This is a genomic window from Glycomyces salinus (assembly GCF_016428645.1).
In the GTDB taxonomy this organism is placed as follows: Bacteria; Actinomycetota; Actinomycetes; order Mycobacteriales; family Micromonosporaceae; genus Glycomyces; species Glycomyces salinus.
In genome coordinates this window covers 1-26,285 of record NZ_JAELXW010000106.1, presented here as the reverse complement: position 1 = coordinate 26,285, position 26,285 = coordinate 1, and the positions used below count along the sequence as shown (strand labels likewise).

Annotated in this window: 20 protein-coding genes; 13 read left to right on the top strand and 7 right to left on the bottom strand. The window is 70.6% G+C overall.

Features of this window, described 5'->3' with window-relative positions:
• Positions 1–10: 10 nt before the first annotated feature.
• The gene (locus JFB92_RS21070) at positions 11–691 is read right to left on the bottom strand and encodes a response regulator (protein WP_199043251.1); all 681 of its coding nucleotides are present in this window, start codon (positions 689–691) and stop codon (positions 11–13) included.
• Entirely contained in the window at positions 688–2,007 is a 1,320-nt protein-coding gene (locus JFB92_RS21065; RefSeq protein WP_199043249.1) for a sensor histidine kinase, read from the bottom strand. Before JFB92_RS21065 ends, JFB92_RS21070 begins: the two co-directional genes overlap by 4 nt.
• Positions 2,008–2,149: 142 nt before the next feature.
• Here JFB92_RS21065 and JFB92_RS21060 point away from each other — a divergent pair, with 142 nt between their 5' ends.
• Together JFB92_RS21060 and JFB92_RS21055 are read left to right on the top strand one after the other, a co-directional pair.
• On the top strand, positions 2,150–2,872 hold the full coding sequence (locus tag JFB92_RS21060) for a DUF998 domain-containing protein (RefSeq protein WP_199043247.1): 723 nt from the start codon (positions 2,150–2,152) through the stop codon (positions 2,870–2,872).
• Entirely contained in the window at positions 2,869–3,603 is a 735-nt protein-coding gene (locus JFB92_RS21055) for a class I SAM-dependent methyltransferase (RefSeq protein WP_199043239.1), read from the top strand. The genes JFB92_RS21060 and JFB92_RS21055 overlap by 4 nt, the downstream gene beginning before the upstream one ends.
• Here JFB92_RS21055 and mmuM read toward each other — a convergent pair.
• Together mmuM and JFB92_RS21045 are read right to left on the bottom strand one after the other, a co-directional pair.
• Positions 3,600–4,481 carry a homocysteine S-methyltransferase gene (mmuM, locus tag JFB92_RS21050; RefSeq protein ID WP_199043238.1) on the bottom strand — a complete coding sequence of 294 codons (882 nt, stop codon included), beginning with the start codon at positions 4,479–4,481 and terminating at the stop codon, positions 3,600–3,602. The genes JFB92_RS21055 and mmuM overlap by 4 nt on opposite strands.
• A 9-nt stretch (positions 4,482–4,490) precedes the next feature.
• Positions 4,491–5,525 (bottom strand): LacI family DNA-binding transcriptional regulator, encoded by a 1,035-nt coding sequence (locus JFB92_RS21045; protein ID WP_199043234.1) that lies wholly within the window; start codon positions 5,523–5,525, stop codon positions 4,491–4,493.
• Between the two features lie 229 nt (positions 5,526–5,754).
• Between JFB92_RS21045 and JFB92_RS21040 the strand changes: the two genes are divergently transcribed.
• The 4 genes from JFB92_RS21040 to JFB92_RS21025 all read left to right on the top strand — a co-directional run bounded on the left by JFB92_RS21040 (position 5,755) and on the right by JFB92_RS21025 (position 11,124).
• On the top strand, positions 5,755–7,050 hold the full coding sequence (locus JFB92_RS21040) for an ABC transporter substrate-binding protein (protein WP_199043232.1): 1,296 nt from the start codon (positions 5,755–5,757) through the stop codon (positions 7,048–7,050).
• 71 nt (positions 7,051–7,121) lie between these two features.
• Positions 7,122–7,967, top strand: coding sequence for a carbohydrate ABC transporter permease (locus JFB92_RS21035; protein WP_199043230.1), 846 nt, complete (start codon positions 7,122–7,124; stop codon positions 7,965–7,967).
• Positions 7,967–8,800, top strand: coding sequence for a carbohydrate ABC transporter permease (locus tag JFB92_RS21030; protein ID WP_199043228.1), 834 nt, complete (start codon positions 7,967–7,969; stop codon positions 8,798–8,800). The genes JFB92_RS21035 and JFB92_RS21030 overlap by 1 nt, the downstream gene beginning before the upstream one ends.
• A 17-nt stretch (positions 8,801–8,817) precedes the next feature.
• Positions 8,818–11,124, top strand: coding sequence for a beta-xylosidase/alpha-l-arabinosidase (locus tag JFB92_RS21025; RefSeq protein ID WP_199043226.1), 2,307 nt, complete (start codon positions 8,818–8,820; stop codon positions 11,122–11,124).
• Positions 11,125–11,136: 12 nt separating this feature from the next.
• Here the strand turns inward: JFB92_RS21025 and JFB92_RS21020 are convergent, their stop codons facing one another.
• Positions 11,137–12,180 (bottom strand): hypothetical protein, encoded by a 1,044-nt coding sequence (locus JFB92_RS21020; RefSeq protein WP_199043225.1) that lies wholly within the window; start codon positions 12,178–12,180, stop codon positions 11,137–11,139.
• A gap of 68 nt (positions 12,181–12,248) precedes the next feature.
• Between JFB92_RS21020 and JFB92_RS21015 the strand changes: the two genes are divergently transcribed.
• The 5 genes from JFB92_RS21015 to JFB92_RS20995 all read left to right on the top strand — a co-directional run bounded on the left by JFB92_RS21015 (position 12,249) and on the right by JFB92_RS20995 (position 22,051).
• Positions 12,249–13,073, top strand: coding sequence for a hypothetical protein (locus JFB92_RS21015; RefSeq protein WP_199043224.1), 825 nt, complete (start codon positions 12,249–12,251; stop codon positions 13,071–13,073).
• A 75-nt stretch (positions 13,074–13,148) separates the two neighbouring features.
• Complete coding sequence (locus JFB92_RS21010) at positions 13,149–14,366, top strand: NAD(P)/FAD-dependent oxidoreductase (RefSeq protein ID WP_199043223.1); 1,218 nt, start codon at positions 13,149–13,151, stop codon at positions 14,364–14,366.
• 77 nt (positions 14,367–14,443) lie between these two features.
• A complete protein-coding gene (locus tag JFB92_RS21005) occupies positions 14,444–15,493 on the top strand; it encodes a LacI family DNA-binding transcriptional regulator (protein ID WP_199043222.1) in 1,050 nt (349 codons plus the stop codon).
• Positions 15,494–15,682: 189 nt separating this feature from the next.
• Positions 15,683–17,692, top strand: a complete 2,010-nt coding sequence (locus JFB92_RS21000) for a glycoside hydrolase family 36 protein (RefSeq protein WP_199043221.1) — start codon at positions 15,683–15,685, stop codon at positions 17,690–17,692.
• Positions 17,693–17,779: 87 nt separating this feature from the next.
• Entirely contained in the window at positions 17,780–22,051 is a 4,272-nt protein-coding gene (locus JFB92_RS20995; RefSeq protein WP_199043215.1) for a discoidin domain-containing protein, read from the top strand.
• 55 nt (positions 22,052–22,106) lie between these two features.
• On the opposite strand, the gene JFB92_RS20990 is transcribed toward JFB92_RS20995, so the two are convergent.
• Entirely contained in the window at positions 22,107–22,604 is a 498-nt protein-coding gene (locus JFB92_RS20990) for a helix-turn-helix domain-containing protein (RefSeq protein WP_199043214.1), read from the bottom strand.
• Between the two features lie 112 nt (positions 22,605–22,716).
• On the opposite strand from JFB92_RS20990, the gene JFB92_RS25810 reads away from it, so the two are divergent.
• Positions 22,717–23,637, top strand: a complete 921-nt coding sequence (locus tag JFB92_RS25810; protein ID WP_233163600.1) for a glycoside hydrolase family 19 protein — start codon at positions 22,717–22,719, stop codon at positions 23,635–23,637.
• Between the two features lie 43 nt (positions 23,638–23,680).
• Here the strand turns inward: JFB92_RS25810 and JFB92_RS20980 are convergent, their stop codons facing one another.
• Positions 23,681–24,607, bottom strand: coding sequence for an AraC family transcriptional regulator (locus JFB92_RS20980; protein WP_199043213.1), 927 nt, complete (start codon positions 24,605–24,607; stop codon positions 23,681–23,683).
• A 96-nt stretch (positions 24,608–24,703) separates the two neighbouring features.
• On the opposite strand from JFB92_RS20980, the gene JFB92_RS20975 reads away from it, so the two are divergent.
• Positions 24,704–26,173: an MFS transporter gene (locus tag JFB92_RS20975; RefSeq protein WP_199043212.1), complete on the top strand. Its 1,470-nt coding sequence runs from the start codon at positions 24,704–24,706 to the stop codon at positions 26,171–26,173.
• Positions 26,174–26,285 lie beyond the last annotated feature (112 nt).

The following is a 26,285-nucleotide window of genomic DNA, read 5'->3' as shown; positions in this document are numbered from 1 at the left end:
CTCCGGGGCTTCAGCCTTCGCTTCGCGGATCTCCGGCGGTCACCAGGCCCGTCTCGTAGGCGCAGATCACCGCCTGCGCGCGGTCGCGCAGCCCCAGCTTCGCGAAGATCTTCCCCACGTGGGTCTTCACCGTCTGCTCGGACACGTAGAGCTCGGCGGCGATCTCCGTGTTCGACATCCCGCGCGCGATCAGGCGGAGCACCTCCTCCTCCCGGTCGGTCAGCGCGTCCAGCTCCGAGGACCGCACCAGCCGCTGCTGCCTGGCGCTGAAGAACTCCTCGATCAGGCGCCTGGTCACCGACGGCGCCAGCAGCGCCTCCCCTTCGGCCACGATCCTGACCGCCGAGATCAGGTCGTCCGGCGGGGCGTCCTTGAGCAGGAATCCGCTGGCGCCCATGCGCAGCGCCTCGTACACGTAGTCGTCGATGTCGAACGTGGTCAGCATGAGCACGCGCGGACGCCGCTCGACCGGGGCCGAGAGGATGCGCTTGGCCGCCCCCAGTCCGTCGAGATTGGGCATCCGGACGTCCATCAGCACCACGTCGGGACGCAGCTCGGCGGTCCTGGTGACCGCTTCCACCCCGTCGTTGGCGTCGCCGACGACCTCGATGTCGGGCTGGGCCGACAGCAGCGCGGCGAAGCCGGCGCGCACCATGGCCTGGTCGTCGGCGATGAGAACCCGGATCGTCACTGTGCCTGCTCCTGTGCGGTGTCGCGGTCGCCGATCGGCAGCGCGGCCCGGACCCGGAATCCGCCCTCCCCGGTCGGTCCGGCCTCCAGCTCGCCGCCGAGAATGGCGACGCGCTCGCGCATGCCCACCAGCCCGAGTCCGGCCCCTTGAGGCTCCGGTGGGGCCGCGCCGGAGGTCGGCGCGGCATTGACCACGGTAACCTCGACCGTCCCTTCCCGGTGCCCGACCTCCACCTGGGTGCTCGCCCCGTTGGCGTGCCGCACCACATTGCTCAGTGCCTCCTGGACGACGCGGTAGACAGTCAACGCCAACGTCTCCGGCAGGTCGTCCGGCAGTCCTCCGACGGTGAGCGTGGTCGGCGTACCGGCCCGGTCGACCGATTCGACCAGCGCGTCGAGGGACTCGGGGCCGGGCATCGGCGAGCGCGGACCCGTCTCCTCGTCGCCGCGCAGCACCCCCAGCAGCCGCCGCATCTCGGACAGCGAGTCGCGCGCCTGCTCGCCGATCGAGCGGAACTCCGTCTTGGTCTCCTCGCTGAGGCTGGTCAAGCGGTACTCGGCGGTCGAGGACTGCACCGCGATCACCGACATGTGGTGGGCGACGATGTCGTGCAGCTCGCGGGCGATCCTGGTCCGCTCCTCGAGCATCCGCCTCCGGCCGCGCTCGGCCTCGGCGACCTGCTCCTCCTCGGCCACGCGGGCCCGGCCCTGACGCCAGACCCGCACCAGCAGGCCGGCCAGGAACGCGACCGCGAGGTACGTCAGCATCAGGGTGACGTTGTCCGAGGCCGTGAAGTCGTCGGTGACGAATCCGATGGCGAGCCGGGCGGCGAGCCTCCCCGAGTCGTATGCCCAGGCCGCCATCCCGCCGATGACCATGTAGCTGAGGACCGTGCAGACGGAGACCCAGACCCGCCGCTCGCGGGCGACGGCGAACTGCACGATGATCAGGGTGAACAGCAGCGGTTCCGTGACCGGCCACGCCGTGCTGACGATCTGGCGCGTGCCGAGCGTGATCAGTACCAGCGCGACCATCGCCATCGTCCATGCCGTGACCGGCCTGAACCGGGCCAGGACGATGGCCCCGCTGGCCAGCGCCGCGGGAATGACGCCCCAGCCGGTGCCGAACTCGGCGCGCAGCGTTTCCGCGTGCCCGGCGAGCAGCACCAGTGCGAACGGGACCGAGCCCGGTCCGATGAAGGCGAGCGCGGTGGTCAGGCGCCAGCGCCACGAGCCGTCGCCGACCGGGCCGGTGCTGATCAGGTAGCTGAGCAACCGCCGCACCGGGCGGCGTCGTCGGCGGTCTTCGGTCGGCATGGTTCCAGGCTATGCGGCCGACGTTCAGGTCCCATCACCCCGCGGGCCGGTTTCGGCCGCGTCGCCTCACTCCTGGGTATGAGGGCCGGAACCGCGCCGCGGCGCGAGGTCGCGGGCCCACCGCGCTCATAGCTTTCGGCCCATGAATCGAGCAATGTTCGAAACCCGCGGCGCCACCGTCGCCGCTCGGACCGGCGTCGGGATCGGCGCGGTCAGCTTCGCGATCATGCACCTGACCCAGTCCGATGTCGTCGACCCGGTGGCCACCCCCGTCTCCAGTTACGCGCTGACCTGGCCGGGCGTCGTCCTGTTCCCGCTCGGCGTGCTCAGCATGGCGCTGGCCTGCGCGGTCCTGGCCGTGCGCGGCGTCGGGCTTCCGCGCGAGGGCTTCATCAGGTTCCTGCTCGGGGCGACGGTGGTGATGCTGGTCGGCGCGGCGCTGTTCCGAACCGGTTCGCCCATGACGGCCCTGACCGTCGAGGCGCAGATCCACCGCTACACCGCCGGGGCTGCGTTCGTGCTGCTGACACTGGTCGGCGGGCTCGCCACGGCCCGGATGGGTCAGGCGCGGATGTCGCCGGCGGCCCGGTCCGGGATGCTGTGGGCGACCGCCGCCTCGGCGCTGACGTTCCTGACGACGACGGTCAACACGTTCCTGCCGTGGCTGGCCGACGGCGGCGACTGGCGCGGCATCCCGCAGCGGATCCTCCTGGTGACGCTTTCGGGACTGATCCTGGCGCTCATCGCCGGCTCCGCCGACCGCACCATGCCGGTCCCGGTCCGCTCCCTCGCCGGGATGAGGCCCGATATCGCTCCGCGAGCCGATGCGGCACCGGAACCGGTGCTCGTAGCGTCGAAGTCATGAGCGGCCACATCATGCGCGACTTCGAGCACCTTACGGCGGCGATCGACGCCATCGCGGTGCACGCCGAGCGCTACGAGACCTACGGCGAGCAGTTGCGGCGCGCCCGCGGCGAGCAGGCCGCGCTGCTGCGGGCCGCGCCCGCCCTGCGGCCTCGGCTCGACGACATCGAGGCCGAACTGACCTATCTGCGCATCCGGTCCGGTCGGCCGTCCCATGTGGTCCAAGTCGGCTGCCGCGACGGATGGTCGACCGCCTGGATGCTGCGGGCGCTGCGCGACAACGGCCACGGAACGCTGCATTCGTTCAACCGGACAAAACCTTTGGACGACGTTGTCCAACCGGATCTGGCGGCCGACCGCTGGCGTTTGTCCGTCGGCGACGTCCGGGACCGGCTCGCCGGCGTGCCGCCCCACATCGGCTACCTGTTCATCGACGGCGAGTCCTCGGCCCGCTTCGCCCGCTGGTACCTGCCGAACCTGGTGGCGAGGCTGGCCCCCGGCACGCCGGTCGGCGTCGGCGGCGTCTTCGCGCATCACCGCCCGCGGCCGTTCGGCGAGGCCGCCCTGATCCTCAAATGGTTGCACCGCAATCACATCGGCCACTTCACCGCCGCTCCGTCGCGGCAGCCGGTGATCCACCGGCAGCTCGACCGCATCCGCCGGTCCCTGGGCTTCAGCGACGACCTCTCCGGCTCCGGCCGAAACCCGATGCTGTTCTTCGACGCGCCCTAGGAGCCGAGGGCCCGCGACAGTGCGGCGATGTCGGCCGGGCAGACCCGGCAGCAGCCGCCGACCACGCTCGCCCCGGCCCGGACCCAGCCGACCGCCTGGTCGGGGTCGAACCGGCTCGGCCCGGTCCAGCGGCGCCGCCGCGCGTCCCAGCCCTCCCCGCTGTTGGGGTAGGCGATCGCCGGTTTCCCGGTCGCGGCGCGGGCGGCCGCGATCGCGCCGGGGACGTCGGCGGGGGAGCAGCAGTTGACCCCCACCGCCGTGATCTGCTCGACCCCAGCGGCCAGGGAGAACGCCGTCTCCAGCCGCTGCCCGGCGCGGGTCCGGCCGCCGGCGACGGTGTAGCTGAGCCAGGCCGGGAGCTCCAGCTCGGCGACCAGTCCCACCAGGGCCTCGGCTTCCTCGACGTCGGGGATCGTCTCGAGCGCCAGCACGTCCGGCCCGGCCTCGGCCAGCGCCTCCACGCGCGGGCGGTGCCACGCTGCCAGATCGGCCGCGCTCAGCCCGTACCGGCCGCGGTATTCCGAGCCGTCGGCCAGGGCCGCACCGTACGGCCCGACCGAGGCGGCCACCCAGCCGCCGCCGGCCCGGTCGCGGGCCTCGCGGGCCAGTTCGACGCCGCGGCGCAGCAGCCGGGCCGCCGCGGCCCGGTCGAGTCCGCGCTCGGCGAGGGCCCCGAAGGACGCCTGGTAGGTGGCCGTGGTCGCCACCTGCGCTCCGGCCTCGAAGAACGCGTCGTGCACGCGGCCGATCTCCTCGGGCGCGTCGAGCAGGACGCGCGCCGACCACAGCCGGTCGGACAGGTCCAGGCCGCGCGCCTCCAGCACCGTGGCCAGTCCGCCGTCGGCGATCGTGACGCGGTCGGTCGGAGGAAATCCCATGGACCGAATCTATGACCGCCGGGCGGTGCTCTCGCGGATGACGAGGCTGGTGGCGAGTTGGACGTGGTGGGAGTCGGGGCCCCTGCCGTCGGCGATCTCGAGCAGGGTGCGGGCGGCCACGCGGCCCATCTGCCGCAGCGGCTGGCGCACCGTCGTCAGCGGCGGGTCGGTCCACTTGGCGCCGTACGTGTCGTCGAAGCCGACCACGCTCAGGTCCTCGGGGATGCGCAGGCCCCTGGAGCGGGCCACGCGCATGACGCCCATGGCGATCACGTCGTTGCCGGCGAAGACGGCCGTGGGCGGATCGGGAGCGGAGAACAGCGACTCGGCGGCTTCGGCGCCGGTCTCGGCGGTGAAGTCGCCCTTCCTGGTCAGGGCCGGGTCGGGCTGGATCCCGGCGGCTTCGAGGGCCTCCCGGTAGCCGTGGAGGCGCTCGCGGCCCGGCACGGAGTGCTCGGGTCCGCCGACGAACGCGATCCTGGTGTGGCCCAGGTCGAGCAGGTGCCGGGTTGCCTGGACGCCGCCGGCCCAGTTGGTGGAGCCGATGCTGGTGACGCGGTCGTCGAGGGGGTTCATCGGGTCGATGACGACCAGCGGCAGGCCCGCGCGCTCGCATTCGGCGATCTCGGCGCCGGTCAGCTGCGTGGTGACGACGATCAGGCCGGTCTGGCCGCGCGCGGCGATCTGCTTGATGCGGTCGATGCCCAGAGAGATGTCGGGGACCTTGCCCTCGGAGGAGACGGCGCTGGTGACGACGTCGACGCCGAGGTCGCGGCCGCCGGCGAGCACGCCGTCGAGTATGTACAGCGAGTACATGTGGACGATCGTGTCGAACACGACGTGGATGGCGCCGCGGGCCGAGCCCTCCCTGGAGCCGGTCGTGGGCGAGTAGCCGAGCTCCTCGATCGCCTGCCGCACCTGCTGCCGGGTCTCGGCCGACACGCCGGGGCGGCCGTTGAGCACTTTGGACGCGGTGGCCTTGGAGACCCCGGCTCGCCGGGCCACTTCGGCCAACGTCGCCCTGGGTTCTGCCGTTCTGGTCATCGAGTGCTCCTCGTCGTGCCGTGAGGTCATCATTCTAGCCAATGGGAGAAAAAGTTTCTAAGGGGTGGTGGAACTGTGGCCCCTCGCGCCCTCTCTGGGTATCAGGTGTTTATGTTTTCGTGACTTGACGCACCGCTGAACGGGGCGTACGTTCGAAACACTGAGAAACATTATAGAAACTGTTTCCATAATCAGCGTATCCGGGACACCCGGAGAAGGGAATCGAGCAATGAAGCTTGCACCTCGCCGCCGGAGCCTCATGGCGTTCGGCGTCGCCGCACCGCTCCTCGCCGCCGGCTGCGGCAACCGGCCCGGCGGCTCCGGCGCCGACGGCGCCACCGCCTGGGCCCTGACCGGCGGATCCGAGGAAGCCTTCCGCCAGTCCTTCGACTCCTGGAACGCCGACCACTCCGACCAGGAGATCACCGCCGAGTACTTCGCCAACGACGCCTACAAGGAGAAGATCCGCACCGCGATCGGCTCCGGCAACGCGCCCACGCTGATCTTCGGCTGGGCCGGGGCGACCCTGGCCGACTACGTCGAGAACGGCTACGTCGAGGACCTGACCGAGTCCACCGCCGACCTGGTCGAGCGCGTCCTGCCCTCGGTCGCCGCCACCGGCACCATCGACGGCCAGGTCTACGCCGTCCCCAACAACCAGTCCCAGCCGGTGCTGATGTACTACAACAACGACGTCCTCGACGCCGCCGGCACGCAGGTCCCCGAGACCTGGGACGACCTGCTGTCCGCCGTCGACGCCCTCAAGTCGAACGGGATCGACGCCCCGATCGCCCTGGCCGGGCAGAGCGTCTGGCCCGAGCTGATGTGGATCTCCTACCTGGCCGAGCGAGTCGGCGGACCCGAGGCGTTCAACCGCGTCGTCGCCGGCGAGGCCGGGGCCTGGACCCACCCGGACATGGTCACCGCGGCCGGGATGATCACCGAGCTGGTCGACGCCGGAGGCTTCGGCGACAGCTTCGCCTCCGTGGTGGCCGACGCCGGGGCCGACCAGGCCCTGGTCTACACCGGCAAGTCCGGCATGATCCTCCAGGGCTCGTGGATCTACCCCGACTTCATCACCGACGCCCCCGAGCTCGTCTCCGGCGGCGGCCTCGCGTACGGGCCGTTCCCGCAGGTCGACGGCGGCGCAGGCGACCCCTCGAACATCGTGGGCAACCCGGCCAACTTCTGGTCGGTCTCGGCCGATGGCTCCGAGGAGGCCCGCGAGGCGGCCACCGCCTACCTGTCCGAGGCGGTCTACGACGACGAGCACATCGACTCCCTGCTGTCGATCGGCGCCGTCCCGCCGGTGATCGGGCTCGAGGACCGCATCGCCGAGGCCGAGAACGCCGACTTCCTGTCGCTGAACTACGAGATGGTCCGCGACGCGGCCAACTTCCAGCTGTCCTGGGACCAGGCGATCCCCTCCGATCAGGCGCAGGAGCTGCTCAACAACCTCAGCCAGCTGTTCCTCGGCGACATCGACGCCGACCAGTTCTGCTCCGCGATGGACGCCACGCTGTGACCATCGCCGCCAAGACCGCCTCGCGGGGCGCGCGTAACCGGAGCGCGCGCCCCGCAGGGCCCAGTCCGTGGATGGCCGCCCCGGCCCTGATCATCTTCGGTGTCTTCGCGATCGTCCCGCTGTTCGGCGTCGTCGCCTTGTCCTTCGTGGACTGGGACGGCCTCGGGTCGCTGTCGTGGGCCGGATTCGACAACTGGACCGAGGCCGCCTCCGACCCGGTCTCCCGCAACGCGCTGTGGCTGACGATCAAGCTGACGGTGCTGTGCGTGCTGTTCCAGGCGCCGGTCAGCCTCCTGCTGGGCGTGTTCCTGGCCGGGCGGCAGCGCTACCGGGCGCTGCTGGCCACCCTGTTCTTCCTGCCGCTGCTGTTCAGCTCGGCGGCCGTGGCCATCACGTTCACCGCGCTGCTCGACCCGAACTTCGGCGTCGGCACCGCCCTGGACGCCGACTGGCTCTCCCAGAACTGGCTCGGCGACCCCGAATTGGCGCTGTACGTCGTGGTGTTCGTGATCGGCTGGTCGTTCATCCCGTTCCACACCCTGATCTACCAGGCCGGAACCCGCCAGATCCCCAGGGAGCTGTACGAGGCGGCCCGCATGGACGGCGCCGGACCGGCCTCGCAGTTCTTCCGGATCACGCTGCCGATGCTGAAGTACACGATCGTCACCTCCACGACGCTCATGACCGTCGGGTCGCTGACCTACTTCGACCTGATCTTCGTGCTCACCGGCGGCGGACCCGGCAACGCCACCCGGGTGCTGCCGCTCGACATGTACCTGACCGGCTTCCGCTCCTACGACATGGGCAAGGCCAGCGTCCTGGCCGTCGTCCTGGTCGCGGTCGGACTGGCCGTGTCGCTCGGACTCAACCGGATCACCGGCGCCAGCCGCATGGACAGCCAGTCGGAGGGATCGTGATGGCCCGAAAGAGCGCCGAAACCCGGCCCAACATCCTCGGTGCGATCGGCGGCTGGCTGTGGTTGGCCGTCATCATCCTGCCGATCTACTACATCTTCATCACCAGTCTGCGCCCGCGCGAGGACTACTACTCGGAGAACCCGCTGTCGTGGCCCTCCAACGCCACGCTCGACGCGTATGTGCGCGTGCTGGAGAACGACTTCGTCCGGTTCTTCCTCAACAGCGTCGTGGTGACCGCCTGCGCGGTCGCGGTGACCCTGGCCGTGTCGCTCATGGCCGCCTACGTCGTGGTGCGCAACCGGAACCGGTTCGGCCGCAACCTGTTCCGGGTCGCGCTGCTGGGCATCGCCATCCCGATCCAGGCGGCGATCATCCCGGTCTACTACCTGATCGTCCAGATGGGGCTGTACGACACGCTGCTGGCGCTGATCCTGCCCTCGATCGCGTTCGCGATCCCGCTGACGCTGCTGATCCTGACCAACTTCCTGCGGGAGATCCCCGAGGCGCTGTTCGAGTCGATGCGCATGGACGGGGCCACCGAGTGGAAGATCCTGCGGCGCCTGGTGGTGCCGCTCTCGCGCCCGGCGCTGGCGACCGTGGGCGTCTACCAGGCCCTCCAGGTCTGGAACGGCTTCCTGTTCCCGCTGGTGCTCACCCAGAGCGCCGAGACCCGCGTCATCCCCTTGTCGCTGTGGAGCTTCCAGGGGCAGTTCGGGGTCGACGTCCCGGCCGTGCTGGCCGCCGTCGTGCTCTCGGTGCTGCCGATGCTCGCCGCCTACATCCTCGCCCGCCGACAACTGGTCTCCGGCCTGACCGCCGGATTCGGAAAGTAACGAAAGAGAGCCGCCACATGGCAACCGAGATCGACTGGCGCGACAGCGCGCAGCCGCCGCACGAGCGCGTCGAGGCGCTGCTGGGGGAGATGACCCTCGCCGAGAAGGCCGGCCAGCTCGGCAGCTTCTGGAAGACCGCCGAGGAGAGCGCCGACGGCGAGGTCGCGCCGGCCGAGGACGAGATGCGGGCCCTGGCCGAGAAGTGGGCGGACGCCACCGCGAATGGCCTGGGCCACCTGACCCGGCCGTTCGGGACCGCGCCGGTCGACCCGGCCAAGGGCGCGGCCCAGCTGGAGGAGACCCAGCGTGAGGTCATGGCCCGAGGCCGCCTCGGCATCCCGGCGATCGCCCACGAGGAGTGCCTGACAGGGTTCACCACCTTCGGGGCGACGGTCTACCCGACCTCCCTGGCCTGGGCGGCGACCTTCGACCCGGCGCTGATCGAGCGCATGGGCGCGGCGATCGGCGGCGACATGCGCGCCGTCGGCGTCCACCAGGGGCTCTCCCCGGTCATGGACGTCGTCCGCGACTACCGGTGGGGCCGGGTCGAGGAGACCATGGGCGAGGACCCGTACCTGGTCGGCATGACCGGGACCGCCTACGTCAGGGGCCTGGAGAGCGCCGGGATCATCGCGACCCTCAAGCACTTCGCCGGGTACTCCGCCTCTCGCGGGGCTCGTAACCACGCGCCGGTCCCCATGGGGCCCAGGGAGTTCGCCGACGTCATCCTGCCGCCGTTCGAGATGGCGGTGCGACTGGGCGGCACCCGGTCGGTCATGAACTCCTACGCCGACGTCGACGGCATGCCCGCCGCGGCCGACCGCGAACTGCTCACCGGGATCCTCCGCGATCAGTGGGGGTTCGGCGGGACCGTCGTCTCCGACTACTGGTCGGTGGCCTTCCTCGACAAGATGCACCGGGTCACCTCCGACCGTGCCTCCTCCGGCGCGGCCGCGCTCGAGGCCGGGATCGACGTCGAGCTGCCCGGCACCGACGCCTACGGGATGCTCGCGGCCAAGGTCGACTCCGGCGAGCTCGACGAGGCCGTGGTCGACACCGCGGTGCGGCGCGTGCTGCTCCAGAAGGCCGAACTGGGCCTGCTCGACCGCGAGCCGGCCGTCTCGGCCCCCAACCCGGAGGTCGACCTCGACTCGGCGGGCAACCGCGCGCTGGCCGCCGAGATCGCCCAGAAGTCGATCGTCCTGTGCGCCAACGACGGCGTCCTGCCGCTGGCGGCCGACGAGCCCCGGATCGCCCTGGTCGGCCCCACCGCCGACGACCCGAATACGTTCCTGGGCTGCTACTCCTTCCCCAACCACGTGCTCTCCCGCTACGCCGACCGCGGCACCGGCATCCCCGTGCCGTCGCTGCTGGAGGGTCTGCGCGCCGAGCTGCCCGGGGCCCGCATCGACTACGCCCAGGGCGTGCCGGTCCGCGAGGCCGACCGCTCCGGCATCGACGCGGCCGTCGAGGCCGCCCGCGGCGCCGCCGTGTGCGTGCTGGCCGTCGGCGACCTGGCCAGCCTGTTCGGCCGCGGCACCTCAGGCGAGGGCTGCGACGCGCCCGACCTCGACCTGCCGGGCGTCCAGACCGAACTGGTCGAGGCGGTCCTGGAGACCGGCACCCCGGTGGTCCTGGTCGTCGTCTCCGGCCGCCCGTACGCGCTCGGGGCCTTCGCCGACCGGGCCGCCGCGGTCGTCCAGGCGTTCCTGCCCGGCGAGGAGGGCGGGGCCGCGATCGCCGGAGTCCTGTCCGGCCGGGTCAACCCCGGCGGGCACCTGCCGGTGGCGATCCCCCGCGACCCGGGCGGTCAGCCGGGCACCTACCTCGCGCCTCCGTTGGGGCAGGGCGGGTTCTGGATGTCCAACATCGACCCCACGCCCCTGTTCCCGTTCGGGCACGGTTCATCCTACACCTCGTTCGAGTACCGCGACCTGGAAATCTCAGAGGAGCGGATTGGCGTCGACGGTGAGGTCGAGGTGTCGGTGACCGTGGCCAACTCCGGCGAGCGCGCCGGGGAGGACGTGGTGCAGCTGTACCTGACCGACGAGGTCGCACAGGTGACCCGGCCGCTCCGCGAGCTGACCGGCTACGCGCGCGTCGCGCTCGAAGCCGGGGCCGAACGCCGCCTGACGTTCCGCCTCCACGCCGACCGGACCTCCTTCACCGGCCGCGGCGGCAAGCGGATCGTCGAACCGGGCCGGTTCACCGTCGCGGTCGGGCATTCGAGCCAGGACCTGCCGCTGGAGGCCCGCTTCGAGATCATCGGCCGGACCCGCGAGATCACCGGCGAACGCGTCTTGGTGACACCGGTGGTCGGCTGAGCGCGAGAGGCGTCACTCGGCCTCGGTGAACTCGTCGCACCGGGCCATGTCGCCGCTTTCGCCGATCGTGACTGCTCCAGTGTCCCAATCGACCAGGATTGCCAAAGTGTCGGCCCAGATCGGGCAGGCGAGGGTCGTCGCGGTGCCGTCGACAACCGCGTCGAACTCCGCCTCGCCCGGGGTCGCCGTCTCCAATCGCATGCCGATGATGCTGAAGAGGTCGTCGATGACGACGGTCGGGTACTCGGTGATCCGCCAAGGCCGGTCCGGGTCGGCCTCGGTCACGCGGTCCTGTGCCATGTTCAGACCGAGCGGACAACTGGACTCGCGGGTCTCGGCGCATGCGTCGAGATACCCGCGCAGAGACGACTCCAGCGCCGCCCGCCCTTCGTCGGTCAGCTCCGGATGCGGCCGGCCGGGCCGGTCGTCGACGGTGTCGCCTCCCAGTTCGATGACGTCGGTCCCGAGGACCAGCACTGGAGGCACGACGACGTCGAGAGTCGCCGGTGTCGACTCGTAGAACCGATAGACACCGGGCAGCAGCGCCACCTCGGTGCCGAGATCGGTGACGCCGTTGATCTCGATCGCCTCTTCGACGTTGACGAGCATCGGACGGGTCGTTCCGTCGAGGATGAGGGGCTCGTCGCCGCTGAGGTCGACGGTGTACCGATGTCCGAGGCGGGTGCCGTCGAACGCCTCGATCTCGGCGTAGACTTCGGCGCTTTCAGCGTCATGGGCGACCTGCGCGACCTCGGTGATCTCCCAAGCGGGATCGAGCACTTCGGCCGAGAGGGACCGGATCGACGGAGGGTCACTGAGCCTTTCCAAAGCCGATTCGGCCTCGCCGCTGTGCACGTTTTCTAGGAAGGATCGCACCGCCGCTTCGGCGGCCGACTCCGGTCTCGCGACCCAGGTTCCCACCGCCGCCGCGGTGAAGACCGCTGCCAGGACTACCAGCACCCAGTTCGGTATACCGTGCTGCGGCGGCTCGGGTTGCGGCTGCCAGGGGTCGTGCGGCGGTAGCTGGATGTCGGCCTGCGGCGGGGGCTGGCTCACGCGGGGCTCCTGAGCATTGGATTGCTACGTTTGAATTCCACTGTATTGCCGCCCCACAAAGGACCTGTATGTCGCGGATCCGCCGCCTCGTCGCCCATGTGGACCGGATGCCGAAGGCGCCGTTTGTCGTGGCAGTCGTGCTCGCCTCCCTCTTGGCGGCGGTGGCTTGGGTGACCGCACCCGAGATCGAGAAAGAGGTCGCCCAGGTCACCCATCCGTCCGCGACGGGCTTCCCGGACTCCGACGGAGGAGAAGAAGCCGAGGTCGAGCTGGTCGAGTACGGGTTCGGATCGCTCACCTGGAACGGTACGGAGCATTTCAGTGTCGGCGCAGTGGTGCACAATTCCCACCCGGAACTGTCGGCCAACGTGACCTTCGAAGCGACCGCGATCGACGCCGAAGGAAACACGGTGGTGACCGAGCGGTTCGGCTTCCACGACGCCGCACCGAACGCGGACACGCTGTTCGGCCGCTTGGTCTCGGCGGAAACCGATCAGTGGGAGGAATACGACGTCGAACTTTCGATCGTCGAGGCCGAGTTGCGGTCCGAAGGGGACCGAAGGTGGCCGCACGTGGAGGACCGGTTCTCCGTGCTCGAGGTACAAGATGTTCTCGTGCCGGAAGGGAAGCGGATCGACTACCAGGTCGAATCCGATCTCGACCATGCCTACCGTTTCCAGCCGGATGTGGTGTTCCGCGACTCCTCCGGTCGCATCGTGGGCGGCCTGGCCGGCCCGGACAGGCCTGCGCGCGGCCCGGATTCCGCCGGCGGCATCACCGTTCCGCCCGGAACATCGGTGCGCCACTTCCATCTCAAACCCGAGGAGATCCCGGCGGGCGCCGATCTGGAGCAGACCGAGATCGGCCCCGGCGGCGTCCTGCCCGGAGGATGAGTCCCGAAACGGTCGATTCGCGCTCGGCGCTGCGCCACAATTGGGGGAAATACCGCCGTTCTGAGGGGGAAGCCGATGGTGCAGGGTCCGTTCGTCGTCGTCGGGGGTGGTTTGGCCGCCGCGCAGGCTGTCAAGACGTTGCGGGAGGAGGGGTTCGAGGACGACTTGGTGGTCGTCTCGGCCGAGCCCCACCGGCCGTATGAGCGGCCGCCGCTGTCCAAGGACTACCTGCGCGGCGAAGCCGAGCGGGGCGAGCTGTTCCCGCTCGCCGACGACTGGTTCCCTGAGCGCGGAGTGGACGTCAGGACGGGCGTGGCCGCTGTCGGGCTCGACGCCGCCGCGCGCCGGCTCTCCCTGGCCGACGGGACTGAAATGGACTATTCGAAGCTGCTGCTGGCCACCGGATCGTCGCCTCGGGCCCTGAACCTGCCCGGGGCTGACCTCCAGGGGGTGCTGCAACTGCGGACGGTCGCCGACGCCGATCTGCTGGCGGCCACCCTGCGGTCGGTCGAGCGCATCGCGGTCGTCGGCGACGGCTGGATCGGCATGGAGGTGGCCGCCTCCGCGCGCAGCCTCGGCCTGGAGGTCACCGTCCTGGGGAGCGGACCCGCGCCGCTGCGGGTCCTCGGGCCGCAGATGGGGGAGGTCTTCGCCACGCTGCACGACTCGCACGGCGTCGACCTGCGCCGCGGCGTCGAGGTCGTCGCCTTCGAGGGCTCGGACGGGAAGGTCACCGGGGTCCGCACCGCCGACGGCGAGACCGTCGCGGCCGAGGCGGTCCTGGTGGCCGTCGGCGCCTACCCGAACACGGGCCTGGCCGCCGGTGCCGGGATCGGGCTGCGCGAGCACCACCTCGGCGGCGGCATCGCCGTCGACGCCGCGCTGCGCACCAGCGCGGCGGACGTCTTCGCGGCCGGTGACGCGGCCAGCATTCCCTCGCCGCGGTACGGGCGGCCGCTGCGCGTCGAGCACTGGGCGACCGCGCCCAACACCGGTTCTCATGCGGCGAAGTCCATGCTCGGCAACGATGCCCCGTACGAGAACCTGCCCTACTTCTTCACCGACCAGTACGACCTGGGCATGGAGTACCTGGGGTTCGTGGCGGACCCGGCCGCGGCGGACCTGGTGGTCAGCGGCTCGGTCGACGACGGCGAGTTCGTGGCCTTCTGGACCGTCGCCGGGCGCGTCGAGGCGGTCATGGCCGTCAACACCTGGGAGCGCATGGACGAGGCCGAGGAGCTCGTCCGCGCCGAGCGCGAGGTTCCCGAGGACGAACTGGTGGCGTTCCGCTGAGCGGGCGCGGCCCGCGCCGATCATGGATAACGTTGTGCGAACTATAATCGGTCCGCATCCAGGCTCAAGGAGGGCGCGTGACCGAACAGTCCCCGACGAGGCCGGCGACGCTGGCCGACGTGGCGAAGCTCGCGGGCGTCTCGGTGCCGACGGCGTCCAGAGTGCTCAACGGCGGCGTCCGCGGCGCCGGGGGCCGCGAGGAGATGCGCAAGCGCGTCGAGGACGCCGCGGTCCGGCTCGGTTACGCGGCCAGCAGCGCCGCGCAGGCGATCAAGGGCGGCCGGGCCAAGACGATCGGGCTGCTGGTCTCGGACATCGAGGACTTCGGTTCGGCGACGATGATCGCCGGCATGATGCGCGCGGCCGAGGCCCGCGGCCTGTCGGTGGCCGTGCGCGCCACCGGCGACGACGCCGACCGGGAGGCCGACCTGCTCACCCGGTTCCGCGGCGAGCGGCACCGCGCGATCATCCTGGCCACCAGCCGCACCACCGACACCGAGCGCGAGTCCGCGCTCGGCGAGCAGCTGGAGGTCCTGCGCGACCAGGGGGCGCGGATCGTCCTGGTCGGCGACAGCGAACTGGACTATCCGCAGGTGACGGTCGACAACCGGGCCGCGGCCGCGACGCTCGCGCGGGAGCTGGCGCGCGCCGGGCACCGGCGCTTCGCCGTCGTCTCCGGGCCCGAGGAGCAGATCACCTCCCGCGACCGCGTCGAGGGTTTCCTGAACGGCCTGCTGGAGAACGGGGTCGCGGTCGATCCGGCCGCGGTCGTCCGCACCGGGTTCAACCGCGACGGCGGCTACGCCGCGGTCGACGCGCTCGAGGACAGGCTGGGCGGGCTCGACGTCATCGCGGCGATGAGCGACGCGATGGCCGTCGGTGCGATCGCTCGGCTGCGGGAGCGGGGCCTGGAGGTGCCGCGGGACATCGAGGTCACCGGCTTCGACCATGTCCCGATGCTCGGCGACGTCCTGCCCGATTTCAGCACCGTCGAGGTGCCGCTGCGCGAGTTCGGGGAGGCGGCGCTGCGCGTGGCCTTCGACGAGCCCGAGGCGGGCGGCGGCAGGAAGGTCACGCTGGCCGCCTCGCTCATCGTCCACGGCGCCAGGGTGGGCTCGGCGGCGTAGCGGTCCGGATTCGGTTCGGCCGAGGATTCACGTGTATCGTTGGGATAACGCTATCCACGTCCATCGGTTTCCACCCGCGGCGACGCTCGCGAGCCGCGAGTCCCCGCAGCGGGAGCGAACCCCCCGTCCGAGGAGTCAGCCATCGCCACCGGGCTCGAAACCGGGCTCCCGCCCGCCCAGCAGCTGTCATTGGTCAACCTGAGCCAGGACTCCGAGGCCCCCGTGGCCCTGGTCGGCCTCGGCCCCTCGCGGCGGTTCGGACACGCCGAAGTGCCGCTGGTCGAACTGTTCACCGCCGCCGAGCAGCGCGGACGCACCAGCCAGGCATACTTCCGCTCGGCGGTCGGCGCCAGGCTCCGCTGCACCGGCCACCGGGAGGAGCGCGGGCCCGAGGCCGACCGGATCGAGATCACCCAGCGCGACGAGCGCACCGGGCTGGCCGTCCGCACCGAGCTGATCCGACCCCACCGGGCCAGGGCCGTCCGCGTCCGGCACGAGATCGAGAACGCCGGCGCCGAGGAGGTCGTCCTCACCGCCGTCTCCAGCGCCACCTTCGGCTTCGGCGCCTCCGAGGACGACCTCGACGCCTACACCCTGGCGGTGGCCGAGAGCGAATGGCTGGCCGAGAACCGCTGGAGCGAGCGGCCTTTGCGCGAGCGGCTCCCGCGCCTGGACCTGGCCCTGCACGGGCAGGACGGCCGGGGTCACCTGGCCGTCGGCAGCCGCGGCGCCTGGTCGACCGGCGAGCACCTGCCGGTCGGGGTCCTGTCCCACGCCGGGGGCGAGGCCCTCGCCTGGCAGATCGAGACCAGCTCGCCGTGGCAGTGCGACCTCGCCCAGACCCGCGCCGGAGGCGTGGCCAGCCTCATGGGCCCGACCGACCTCGACCACCACTTCGCCCACCGGCTCGAACCCGGGGCGCGCTTCGCGACCGTCCCGGTCGCCCTGGCCGTCTCGTCGGAGGGCCGCGACGGCGCCCTCGCCGAGCTGACCGGATACCGCCGCTGGCTGCGCCCGGCCTCGGACGCGCTCCCGGTCGTCTACAACGACTTCATGAACACCCTCATGGGACAGCCCTCGACCGAGGCGCTCGAACCGCTCATCGACGCCGCCGCCGAGGCCGGGGCCGAATACTTCTGCATCGACGCCGGATGGTTCGCCGACCCCGGGATCGGGGACTGGTGGTCCACGGTCGGGGAGTGGCGCGAGGCCCCCAGCCGCTTCTCCGGCGGCCTGGCCGCTCTGGCCGCGCGCATCCGCGAGCGCGGCATGAGCGCCGGCATCTGGCTCGAACCGGAGATCGTCGGCGCCCGCAGCAAGGTCGCCGACTCCCTGCCCGAGGAGGCGTTCTTCCGCCGCCTGGGAAGCCGCGTCCAAGAGCACGAGCGCTACCACCTGGACTTCCGCCACGAAGCCGCGCGCGACCACCTCGACCGGACCGTCGACCACCTGGTGGCTGATTATGGGTTCTCGTACCTGAAGCTGGACTACAACATCAACCCCGGGCCCGGCACCGAGTGGGAGGCCGCCGCGCCCGGCGACGGCCTGCTGGGGCACGCCCGCGCCTTCCGGGACTGGCTGGTCGCCCTGCAGGAGCGCCACCCGGGCCTGCTGGTGGAGAACTGCTCGTCGGGGGCGATGCGCGCCGACTACGCGCTGCTGGCGGCGACCCACCTCCAATCCACCAGCGACCAGCAGGACTTCCGGCTCTACCCGCCGGTCGCCGCCTCCGCGCCGGCCTCGATCCTGCCCGAGCAGTGCGGCAACTGGGCCTACCCCGAGGCGGGCATGACCGACGAGGAGACCGCCTTCACGCTGGTCACCGGCCTGTCGGGGCGGCTGTACCTCTCGGGCTTCCTCGACCGGCTGCGCCCGTCCCAGACCGCGCTGGTGCGCCGGGCCGTCTCGGTCCACAAGCGGCTGCGCGAGGCGCTGCCGCGCGCGGTCCCGTTCTGGCCGCTGGGCCTGCCCGACTGGGACGCGCCCGTGGTCTGCCTCGGGCTCGACACCGGCGACGGCGGGCTGCTGGCGGTGTGGGACCGCCGCGCCGAGGCATCCGTGATCGAGGTGCCCGGCCTCGCCCGCGCCGCCGAGGTCTTCCCGAAGACCTTGGAGCCGTGGGGAGTAGAGGCCCACGGCGGCGGCTTGCGGCTGCGCACCGTCCCCGGGCTGTCGGCGCGCCTGTTCACGATCAGATAACGGACCGTCCGGCCTTGCCTCGCGCCGAATGGAGCGATATCGTGAACCATCAATGGATAACGATATCCAACCGGAAGGGACTCTGCGATGACGCAAGTCGAGAAACGCCGGCGATGGCGGCCGCTCGCCTCGGCCGCCGCGCTTGCCGTGGCGGCGGGCCTGGTCGCCGCCCCTGCCCAAGCCCAAGAAGACGGCGGCTACGAGGATCTTCTCACCGATCACGTGGTCGAGATCGAAGAGACGGTCTCCGACGCAGGGTTCGTCCACCCCGGCGTCGGCCTGTCGGCCGAGGACCTGCGCAACGCCCAGGACATGGTCCGCTCCGGCGAGGAGCCGTGGGCCTCCTACTTCGAGGCGATGACCGAATCCGGGCGCTGGGCCGAGACGGGCTACCAGCCCAACAATATGGTCAAAGGCGAGCCCGACCAGCCCGTCACCGAATGCTTCAACCCCGACAACGACATGCGCGGACGCATGACAGTCGACTCGTTCGGCGCACTCACCCAGTCCCTCATGTGGGTCATGACCGGCGATGAGATCTACCGCAAGAACGCCATGTGGACCCTGCGCACCTGGTCCAACATGAACCCCGACTGCTTCGAGTACTCCGCGGACTACCACATCCACACCGGCAAGCCGCTGTCGCAGTTCCTCATGGCCGCCGAGATCATCCGGGCCACCGAAGCGGTCGAGGACGACAGCCCCGGCGAGCAGGACGGCTACGACGTCGTCTGGAGCGACGAGGACGACGCCAAGTTGCTGGGCAACCTGGCGAACCCGGTCATGGAGGAGTTCAACTACTCCAACGAGAAGTGGATGAACCAGCACAACTTCGGGCTCTACGGCCGGATCGCGACCGCGATCTACGCCGACGACGCCGAGGGCTACGCCACCGGCGTCGAGTGGTTCACCGTGAACTCGACCTTCGACCACTACCGCAACGGCTCGGTCGCCGAGCAGATCCGGTACATCGAGGCCGACGATCCGTTGAATCCGTACGGCCACGGGTTCACGCAGGTCCGCGAGATGGGCCGCGACCAGGCCCACGGCGAGACCAACATCGACAACTTCGCCGCACTCGCCCGGTTCCTGGACGTCCAGGGCACCTTGGTCGACCCGGCCGACGGCACCGTCTCCACCGCCGACGACGCGGTGACCGCCTACGGCTTCCTCGACGACCGGCTCCTGCACGGCGCCGACGCCTTCTACGGGTTCATGATGGGCGAACCGACGCCCTGGGTCGACGAGCGCGAGACCGGTGGGACCATCTCCCAGGCCTACCGCGGCCGCGTCTTCAACCCGCTCTCGGAGCTGTACTACCAGTACACCTATGACGAGGGCGTCGACGTCGAGGCCGAGGCCCCGCACTTGGCCGAGCTCCACGAGCGTATGGACGGCCCCTACTACAAGTACGGGACCGGCACCAAGAACTTTTGGGCCGCCGGCGACAAGAGCGTCGAGTACTGGGTGGCGTTCCCACCCGAGCTGGCCGACACCGAGCCGACCCCGGTCGAGGACACCGAAGTCACCTTCGGCCGCTACGCGATCCCGCTCGACGAGGGCACCGAGATCGTCACCGAGGACGACCGCACGTTCGCTCGCGCCACCGCCGACGCCGACGGCACCACCAGCGCCGTCAGCCGCCTGATGTACTCCGGCGGCACCGACATGGGACTCCTGGTGCGCACCGACGGACCGGCCACCCTCGAAGTGCTCGACAAAGAGGAGCCCGGAGCCAACCCCGACGAGACCGACCCGTCGGTCATGGCCACCGTCGAACTGCCCGACACGCAAGGGCAGTGGCGGTACGTCACCTACCCCGCGCAGGGCCGGAACGTCCACTTCTACCGCCTCAGCGGCGACGACGCGACCGTCGACCTCGACACGGTCCTGTTCGACGCCGGATCCCAGCTCACGCCGCCGGTCTTCGAGCAGGTGGCCGACCGCCTCTACTTCTGGGCCGGAGCCGAGTCCGAATTCGACTTGTCCGCGACCGACGAGGGCGGCTCGGTCGCCTACAGCGCCGAGGGCCTCCCGGCCGGAGCAACGCTCGACGCCGAGACCGGGACGCTGACCTGGAAGCCGACCGAACACGGCTGCGGCGGGTTCGATGTGCGGGTGGTCGCCGACGACGGCGAGTCGGTCGACGCCAGGACCTTCGAACTGGTCGCCGCCGAAGACCGCGCCGAGCTGATCGAGAAGCTCCTCGACGACGAGGTCGACGAAGACGACGAGTACACCACCGTCACCCGCGAGCCGTTCGAGGCCGCGCTCGATGCGGCCGAACAGGCCGCCGAAGCGGGCACCGACGAAGAGTTCCGCGCCGCCTTCACCGAACTCCAGACCGCCATCAGCGGCCTCAAGCTGCTCAATCCGCACCTGGACGACGGCTCACTGGACTACCGGGGCATAGTCACCCCCTGGACGATGGACGACAACGGCGTGAACGCACTCGCCGACGGCGACAACACCTCGCACGGCGGCGACCTGCACAATCGCTCGGCCTACCTCGACTTCGGACCCGGCTACCGGGTCTCGGCCGAGCGGTTCGGCATCCAGGCCCGCTACGCGTTCCCGATGCGCTCGCAGGGCACCAACGTGTACGGCTCGAACAACGGCATCGACTGGACGCTGCTGAGCTCACGGGAGACCACCGAGACCAACGACATGGAGACCATCCCGGTGGTCGACGACCACGAGGGCGAGGCGTACCGGTACTTCAAGCTCCAGGTCGACAACCCGGGCGTCACGATCGACCCGGCCTATCCGCACGTGTGGTCCCTCGGTGAGTTCCGCGTCTTCGGTGAACGCTCCGAGGTCGCAGGCGACATCACCGACGTCTCGCTCTCGGCCGAGGGCACTGTGAAGGACCGCGTCACCGAAGGCGACACGGTCACCGTGGACATCACCGCCCGCGAACCGATCAGCGACGTCGCGGTCACCGTCGGCGGCCGAGAGGCCGCCGTCGCCGGCGAAGACGGCGAGAACTGGACGGCCACCGTCGAACTCGGTGAGATCGACGACGCCGGTTTCCTCCCGGTCACGGTCGACCACACCACCGCCGACGGCCGGACAGCCGAGCCCGTCACCGGCACCACCGACGGCTCGCACCTGTACGCCTCGGACGAGCGGAACCTGCTCGACCTCGGCCTGGCCCAAGCGGTCGGCCCGGACGGGCAGCCCGACGAGGAGGCCGCCGACCAGGCCGCGCGAGTCGTCGACGGCGACGCCGGGACCGCCACCGACATCGGGGAACTCCACGAGGAGGCGTCCCTGATCTGGGACTTCGGCGAGAGCGCCGAGGTCAGCCTCGACCGGGCCGACTTCCTGGCCCGCCAGAACCGCACCGGATCGACCTGGATGGAGAACCAGGTGATCGAGGGATCGAACGACCTCGAGAACTGGACCACGCTGACCGGGCCGACCACCGGCGAGTGGTACTGGCAGAACCTGGAATCGGACGACGAGGGCGCCTACCGGTATCTGCGGGTGCACAACGGGAACGGCATCGGCATCGCCGAGCTGCGCCTGTTCGGCGACTTCACCATGGACCTCGGCGTCCTGCTGGAGCGCGCCGACGCGGTCGACCTGAGCCTGCATTCGCGGGCCTCGGGCATCCTGTTCGACCGCGAGGTCGAGGCCGTCCGCACCGCCGCGTCCGAGGACGGGGCCGACGAGGACGCCCTGGTCGACCGGCTGCTGGACGCCTGGGACCTGCTCGAGGACCCGCCCTCGGCGGTCATGGACATCGACCCGTCCTGGGTGAGCGCCAGCTCCGAGTCCTGGGACGGCTCGCACGACGCTGCCGCCAACGGCTGGTTGATGTTCGACGGCGACTCCTCCACGTTCACCGACACCACCGACGCTGAAGGCTGGGTGCAGGTCGTGCCCGACGACGGCCGCGTCCTGACCGTCGAGATCGTCAGGGTCCAGCCGCGCTCGGGCCACGCCCACCGCGCCAACGGGTTCCAGGTGCAGGGCTCGAACGACGGCGGCCAGACCTGGGAGACGTTCCAGGAGATCTCGACGCCCGCCTCCGGCGGCTGGACCGAGTTCGAGCTGGACGAGCCGGTCAAATACGAGGCGCTCAGGCTGTACTCGCCGAACGGCTACACCAACCTGGCCGAGCTCCAGTTCGTGCGCGTCCCGGTCGACGCCACCGGACTCGACCTCTACCTGGACGAGACCGCCGAACTCGACGAGTCCGACTGGACGGCCGGCACCTGGGCCGACCTGACCGGGGCCCGCGAGGCAGGGCTGGCGCTGCGCGATGCCGGGGCCGACCCGACCCAGGAGGAGGTCGACGACGCGGCCGAGGCCATCGCCGCGGCCGTGGCCGCACTCGAAGCGGCCGAATAGAAGACAGTTGATGGGGGAGGGGTCGCGCTCGGCGCGGTCCCTCCCCCAGTTCGTATCAGTCGGGCAGGGTTGCCCACGCCGAGGACCTGGCCGACCTGCCGGGAAAGCGCCGGATCAAGGTCGAGCAACCGATCGCGGCGTCACACGGTGTCGAGTGGCGTGCGGTCGAGGAACTCGACACCGGGAGTCCGGTCGTGGCCGGGAACGGGCGCGGTTTTGATTGCGGTTCGGGCGGGCGGCGACGGGATGGGTGGACGGCTGGCCGGGTCCGGTCGCCGGGAACGAGCAGCGGCAGCGGCCGCCCTGCCGTGCGGTGCACGGGAATTCGGTTCCCCGGTCCCCGGTGGTCGGGGAGGCGGATGCTGATGGCGATGGCGATGCGGCGGTAGCCGAGTTCATCGACGGCGGCCAGGATGTGCTCGCGGGTCTGGGGCCGGACGTTCGGCTCGTCGTTGAGGACGCGTGAGACGGTCTTGATCCCCACGCCCGCGCGGGCGGTGACTTCACGTGTTCGACGGATCCACGGGCATGCCGCGAACCTCAGTCGTGCCACTGCGCCTCGTGAGGTGCCTGCGGTTTCTATTTCGGGTTCCGATCTTGCGCAAACCGGTAGCTACAGTTAAATTCCTCTATAGGAAGGTTTCTTTATGATTTGAGGTGCATCAATGCTGCGACAACGAAAGCGGCTGGCGGCGGTGATCGGCGCCTTCGCGATCGCACTCGCGCTGGCGTTCGGCATCCCCGCCGTGACGGCCAACGCCGCCCCGGCCTGCGCCGCGCCGTGGAGCTCGACCGCCGTCTACACCGGAGGCGACGTCGTCTCCCACGACGGCTACAACTGGACCGCCCAATGGTGGACCCAAGGCGAGACGCCCGGCACCACCGGCGAATGGGGCGTCTGGCGCGACCAGGTCGCCTGCGGCTCCGGCGGCGATCCGGGCGACCCCGGCGACCCGCCGGGCACGTCGGACTTCATCGTCACCGAGGCCCAGTTCGACCAGATGTTCCCCGGCCGGAACTCCTTCTACACCTACCAGGGTCTGGTCGAGGCCACCGCCTCCTACCCGGGCTTCACCAACACCGGCGGCGACACCGTCGAACGGCAGGAGGCGGCCGCGTTCCTGGCCAACGTCAGCCATGAGACCGGCGGCCTCGTCCACATCGTCGAGCAGAACACCGCCAACTACCCGCACTACTGCGACGGCGGCCAGCCCTACGGCTGCCCCGCGGGCCAAGCGGCCTACTACGGTCGCGGGCCTATCCAGCTGAGCTGGAACTTCAACTACAACGCGGCGGGCAACGCGCTCGGCCTGCCGCTGCTGAACAACCCGTGGCTGGTCGAACAGGACTCGACCGTGGCCTGGCAGACCGCCCTCTGGTACTGGAACACCCAGAGCGGTCCGGGCACGATGAGCGGCCACGCCGCCATGACCGGCGGCGCCGGCTTCGGCGAATCGATTCGCTCGATCAACGGCGCGATCGAATGCAACGGAGGAAACCCGGCGCAAGTCCAGAGCCGTGTCGACAGGTACCAGCAGTTCACACAGCTGCTGGGAGTCGATCCCGGCGGCAACCTCTACTGCTGACCCTCGAAGAACCCGGGGCGGCGCGCCAGCGCCGCCCCGGCAGTCAGTCCTGAGTCAGCGCCAGGCGGGCGGCGGTGCATTCGCGGCGGTACTGGCCCGGGGCGGTGCCGTGGGCGCGCTTGAACGCCTTGGCGAAGGCGAACTCGGAGCCGTAGCCGACCTCCCGAGCCACCGTCGCCAGCGGGGCGTCGTCCCCGCGGAGCCGCTTGGCCGCCGCGATCATCCGCCAGCGCGTCAGATAGGCCAGCGGCGACTCGCCGACCAGGGCCGTGAAGCAGCGCGCGAAATGGGCCCGCGACATCCCGGCCTCGGCGGCCAGCTTCTCCACGGTCCACTTGCCGCCCGGATCTGAGTGCATGGCCCGCAAGGCGTTCAGCAGCCGCTCGTCGTGCATCAGGGCCGCCCAGCCGGTGGCGTCGGGCCCGCGGCCCCGCTCCTCGAACCAAGCGCGGAGCGTGTAGACGAGCACGGCGTCCAGCAGCGCGGGGACCATCGCCTCCCGGCCCTGCCGCTCGGCCCCGATCTCGCTGGTGAGCAGGTCGACGGCGGCACGCAGGTGCGGGTAGCGGCCGAGGCTGGCGGGGACGTGCACGACCTCGGGCAGCTCGTCGAACATCGGATGCGACCAGCCGGGCGTGAACTCGTAAGTGCCGCAGAGGACCGAGCTGCGCGCACCGGATCCTTCGACGACGGCGCAGTCACCGGGGCCGGCCAGCTCGGTCAGGGGAGTGTCGGAGCTGTCGGCGATGCCGTGGCCGCGGTCCAGATAGAGCAGCGCGACGTCGCCGACGTTGAGCCGCACCGGCTCGCCGCTCTTCGGAATCAGATAGGCCGGTCCCTCCAGCGGGACATGCAGCCCGGCGCCGTCGATGCGCGGGTACCGCCGCCCCCATGGCGCGTGGCGGACGAACCTGCCTGCGGCCGGTCGGCCGACCCGCAGGGCCGAGATGGTGCCGCTGAGAATATCCATCCCAGAATCGTAGCGCGCTTCGCATGATACGTGAAGACATGTTTCTGAGGCTTTCAGCCATTGGAACTCTCATTGAGCCTTCGTAGATTTCGATTCATGACAGAAATCCTGAACGCAGAAACGCCGCGGCCCGCCCGCCGCGGCATCGCACTGGCCGTCCTGCTGGTCATGCAGCTGATGGTCATCCTGGACGGCTCCATCGTGACCGTGGCCCTGCCGACGATCCAGTCGGACCTGGGCTTCACCACCTCACAGCTCGCCTGGGTTGTCAACGCCTACCTGATCGCCTTCGCCGGGCTCCTGCTCCTGTCGGGGCGCCTCGGCGACCTGGTCGGGTCCGCCAAAGTGTTCCAGGCCGGGCTCGCGCTGTTCACCGCCGCGTCGGTGCTCGCGGCGCTCGCCCCGAGCCCAGAGGTGCTCATCGCCGGACGCTTCCTGCAAGGAGTCGGCGCTGCGCTGTCCTCGGCGGTCATCCTCGGAATGATCGTCCGGCTCTACCCCGAACCGGGGGAGCAGGCCAAGGCGATGGGGCTCTACAGCTTCATCGGCGCCGGGGGCTCGGCGATCGGACTGGTGTCCGGCGGCGTCATTACGCAGGCCATCGGCTGGGAGGGCGTGTTCTGGGTGAACGTGCCGATCGGCTTGGCGGCCATCGTCGTCGCGCCGAAGGTGCTGGCCCGTGAACGCGGCCTCGGCCTCAAACAGGGCGCGGACGTCCTGAGCGCGGCGCTGGTGACCGTCGGATTGTCGCTGGGGGTCTACGCGATCGTGGCGATCGCCGAACCCGAGGTGCCCGGAAGCCGCTCGGCGCTGCTGGGCGCGGTCGCGGCGGCCTTGATCGCCGTATTCCTCGTACGCCAGGCGAAGGCGAAGACACCGCTGCTGCCGCTGCGGATCTTCCGCAACCGGCGGGCGTCGGCCGCGAACGCGGTCGTGGTGGTGGGCTTCGCGACCGGCTTCGGCTTCCAGTTCATGCTCGCGCTGTACCTGCAGCGGGTGCTCGGACTCGGTGCGTTGGAGACCGGTCTGGCGTTCCTGCCCGCTCCGTTGATGATCGGGGTGGTCTCGCTCTTCGTGGCGGCCCGGATGGTGGCCCGCTTCGGGACGCGTGCAGTCCTCGCGATAGGTTTCACGGCCTTGGCCTTGGGTATGGCGCTGCTGAGCCGTGCTCCGATCGAGGGCGACTACTTCATCGACGTGCTGCCGATCTCGTTCCTGATGGGCGCTGGTTTCGGACTGGCGCTGCCGACACTGGTGATGACGGCGATGTCGGGCGCGGCCCCGGACGACCAGGGTGTGGCCTCGGGTCTGAACAACACCGCGCAGCAGGCCGGCGGGGCGATCGGACTGGCGGTCTTGGCGACCGTGGCCGCATCGATGACGGCGGGACGACTGGAGGCGGGCACCGGCCAGGTCGAAGCGCTCAGGGACGGCTACAGCCTGGCCTTCCAGGTCGCCGGAGGTTTCGCCCTTCTGGCGCTGGTGATCGCGCTGGTATTCCTCGGCGGCCCCAAGCGGACCGAGAAGGAAGAACCGACTCGGGAACCGGCGACAGCGAGCGCCTGAGCCGGGTGGGGTGCGGGCAGAGCCCGCACCCCACCCCGGACCGCCCTTGTGACCGAATCGGACGATCCCTGTCGGACCGTTATTCGGGTACCTTCATTCCATGCCGGTCTTC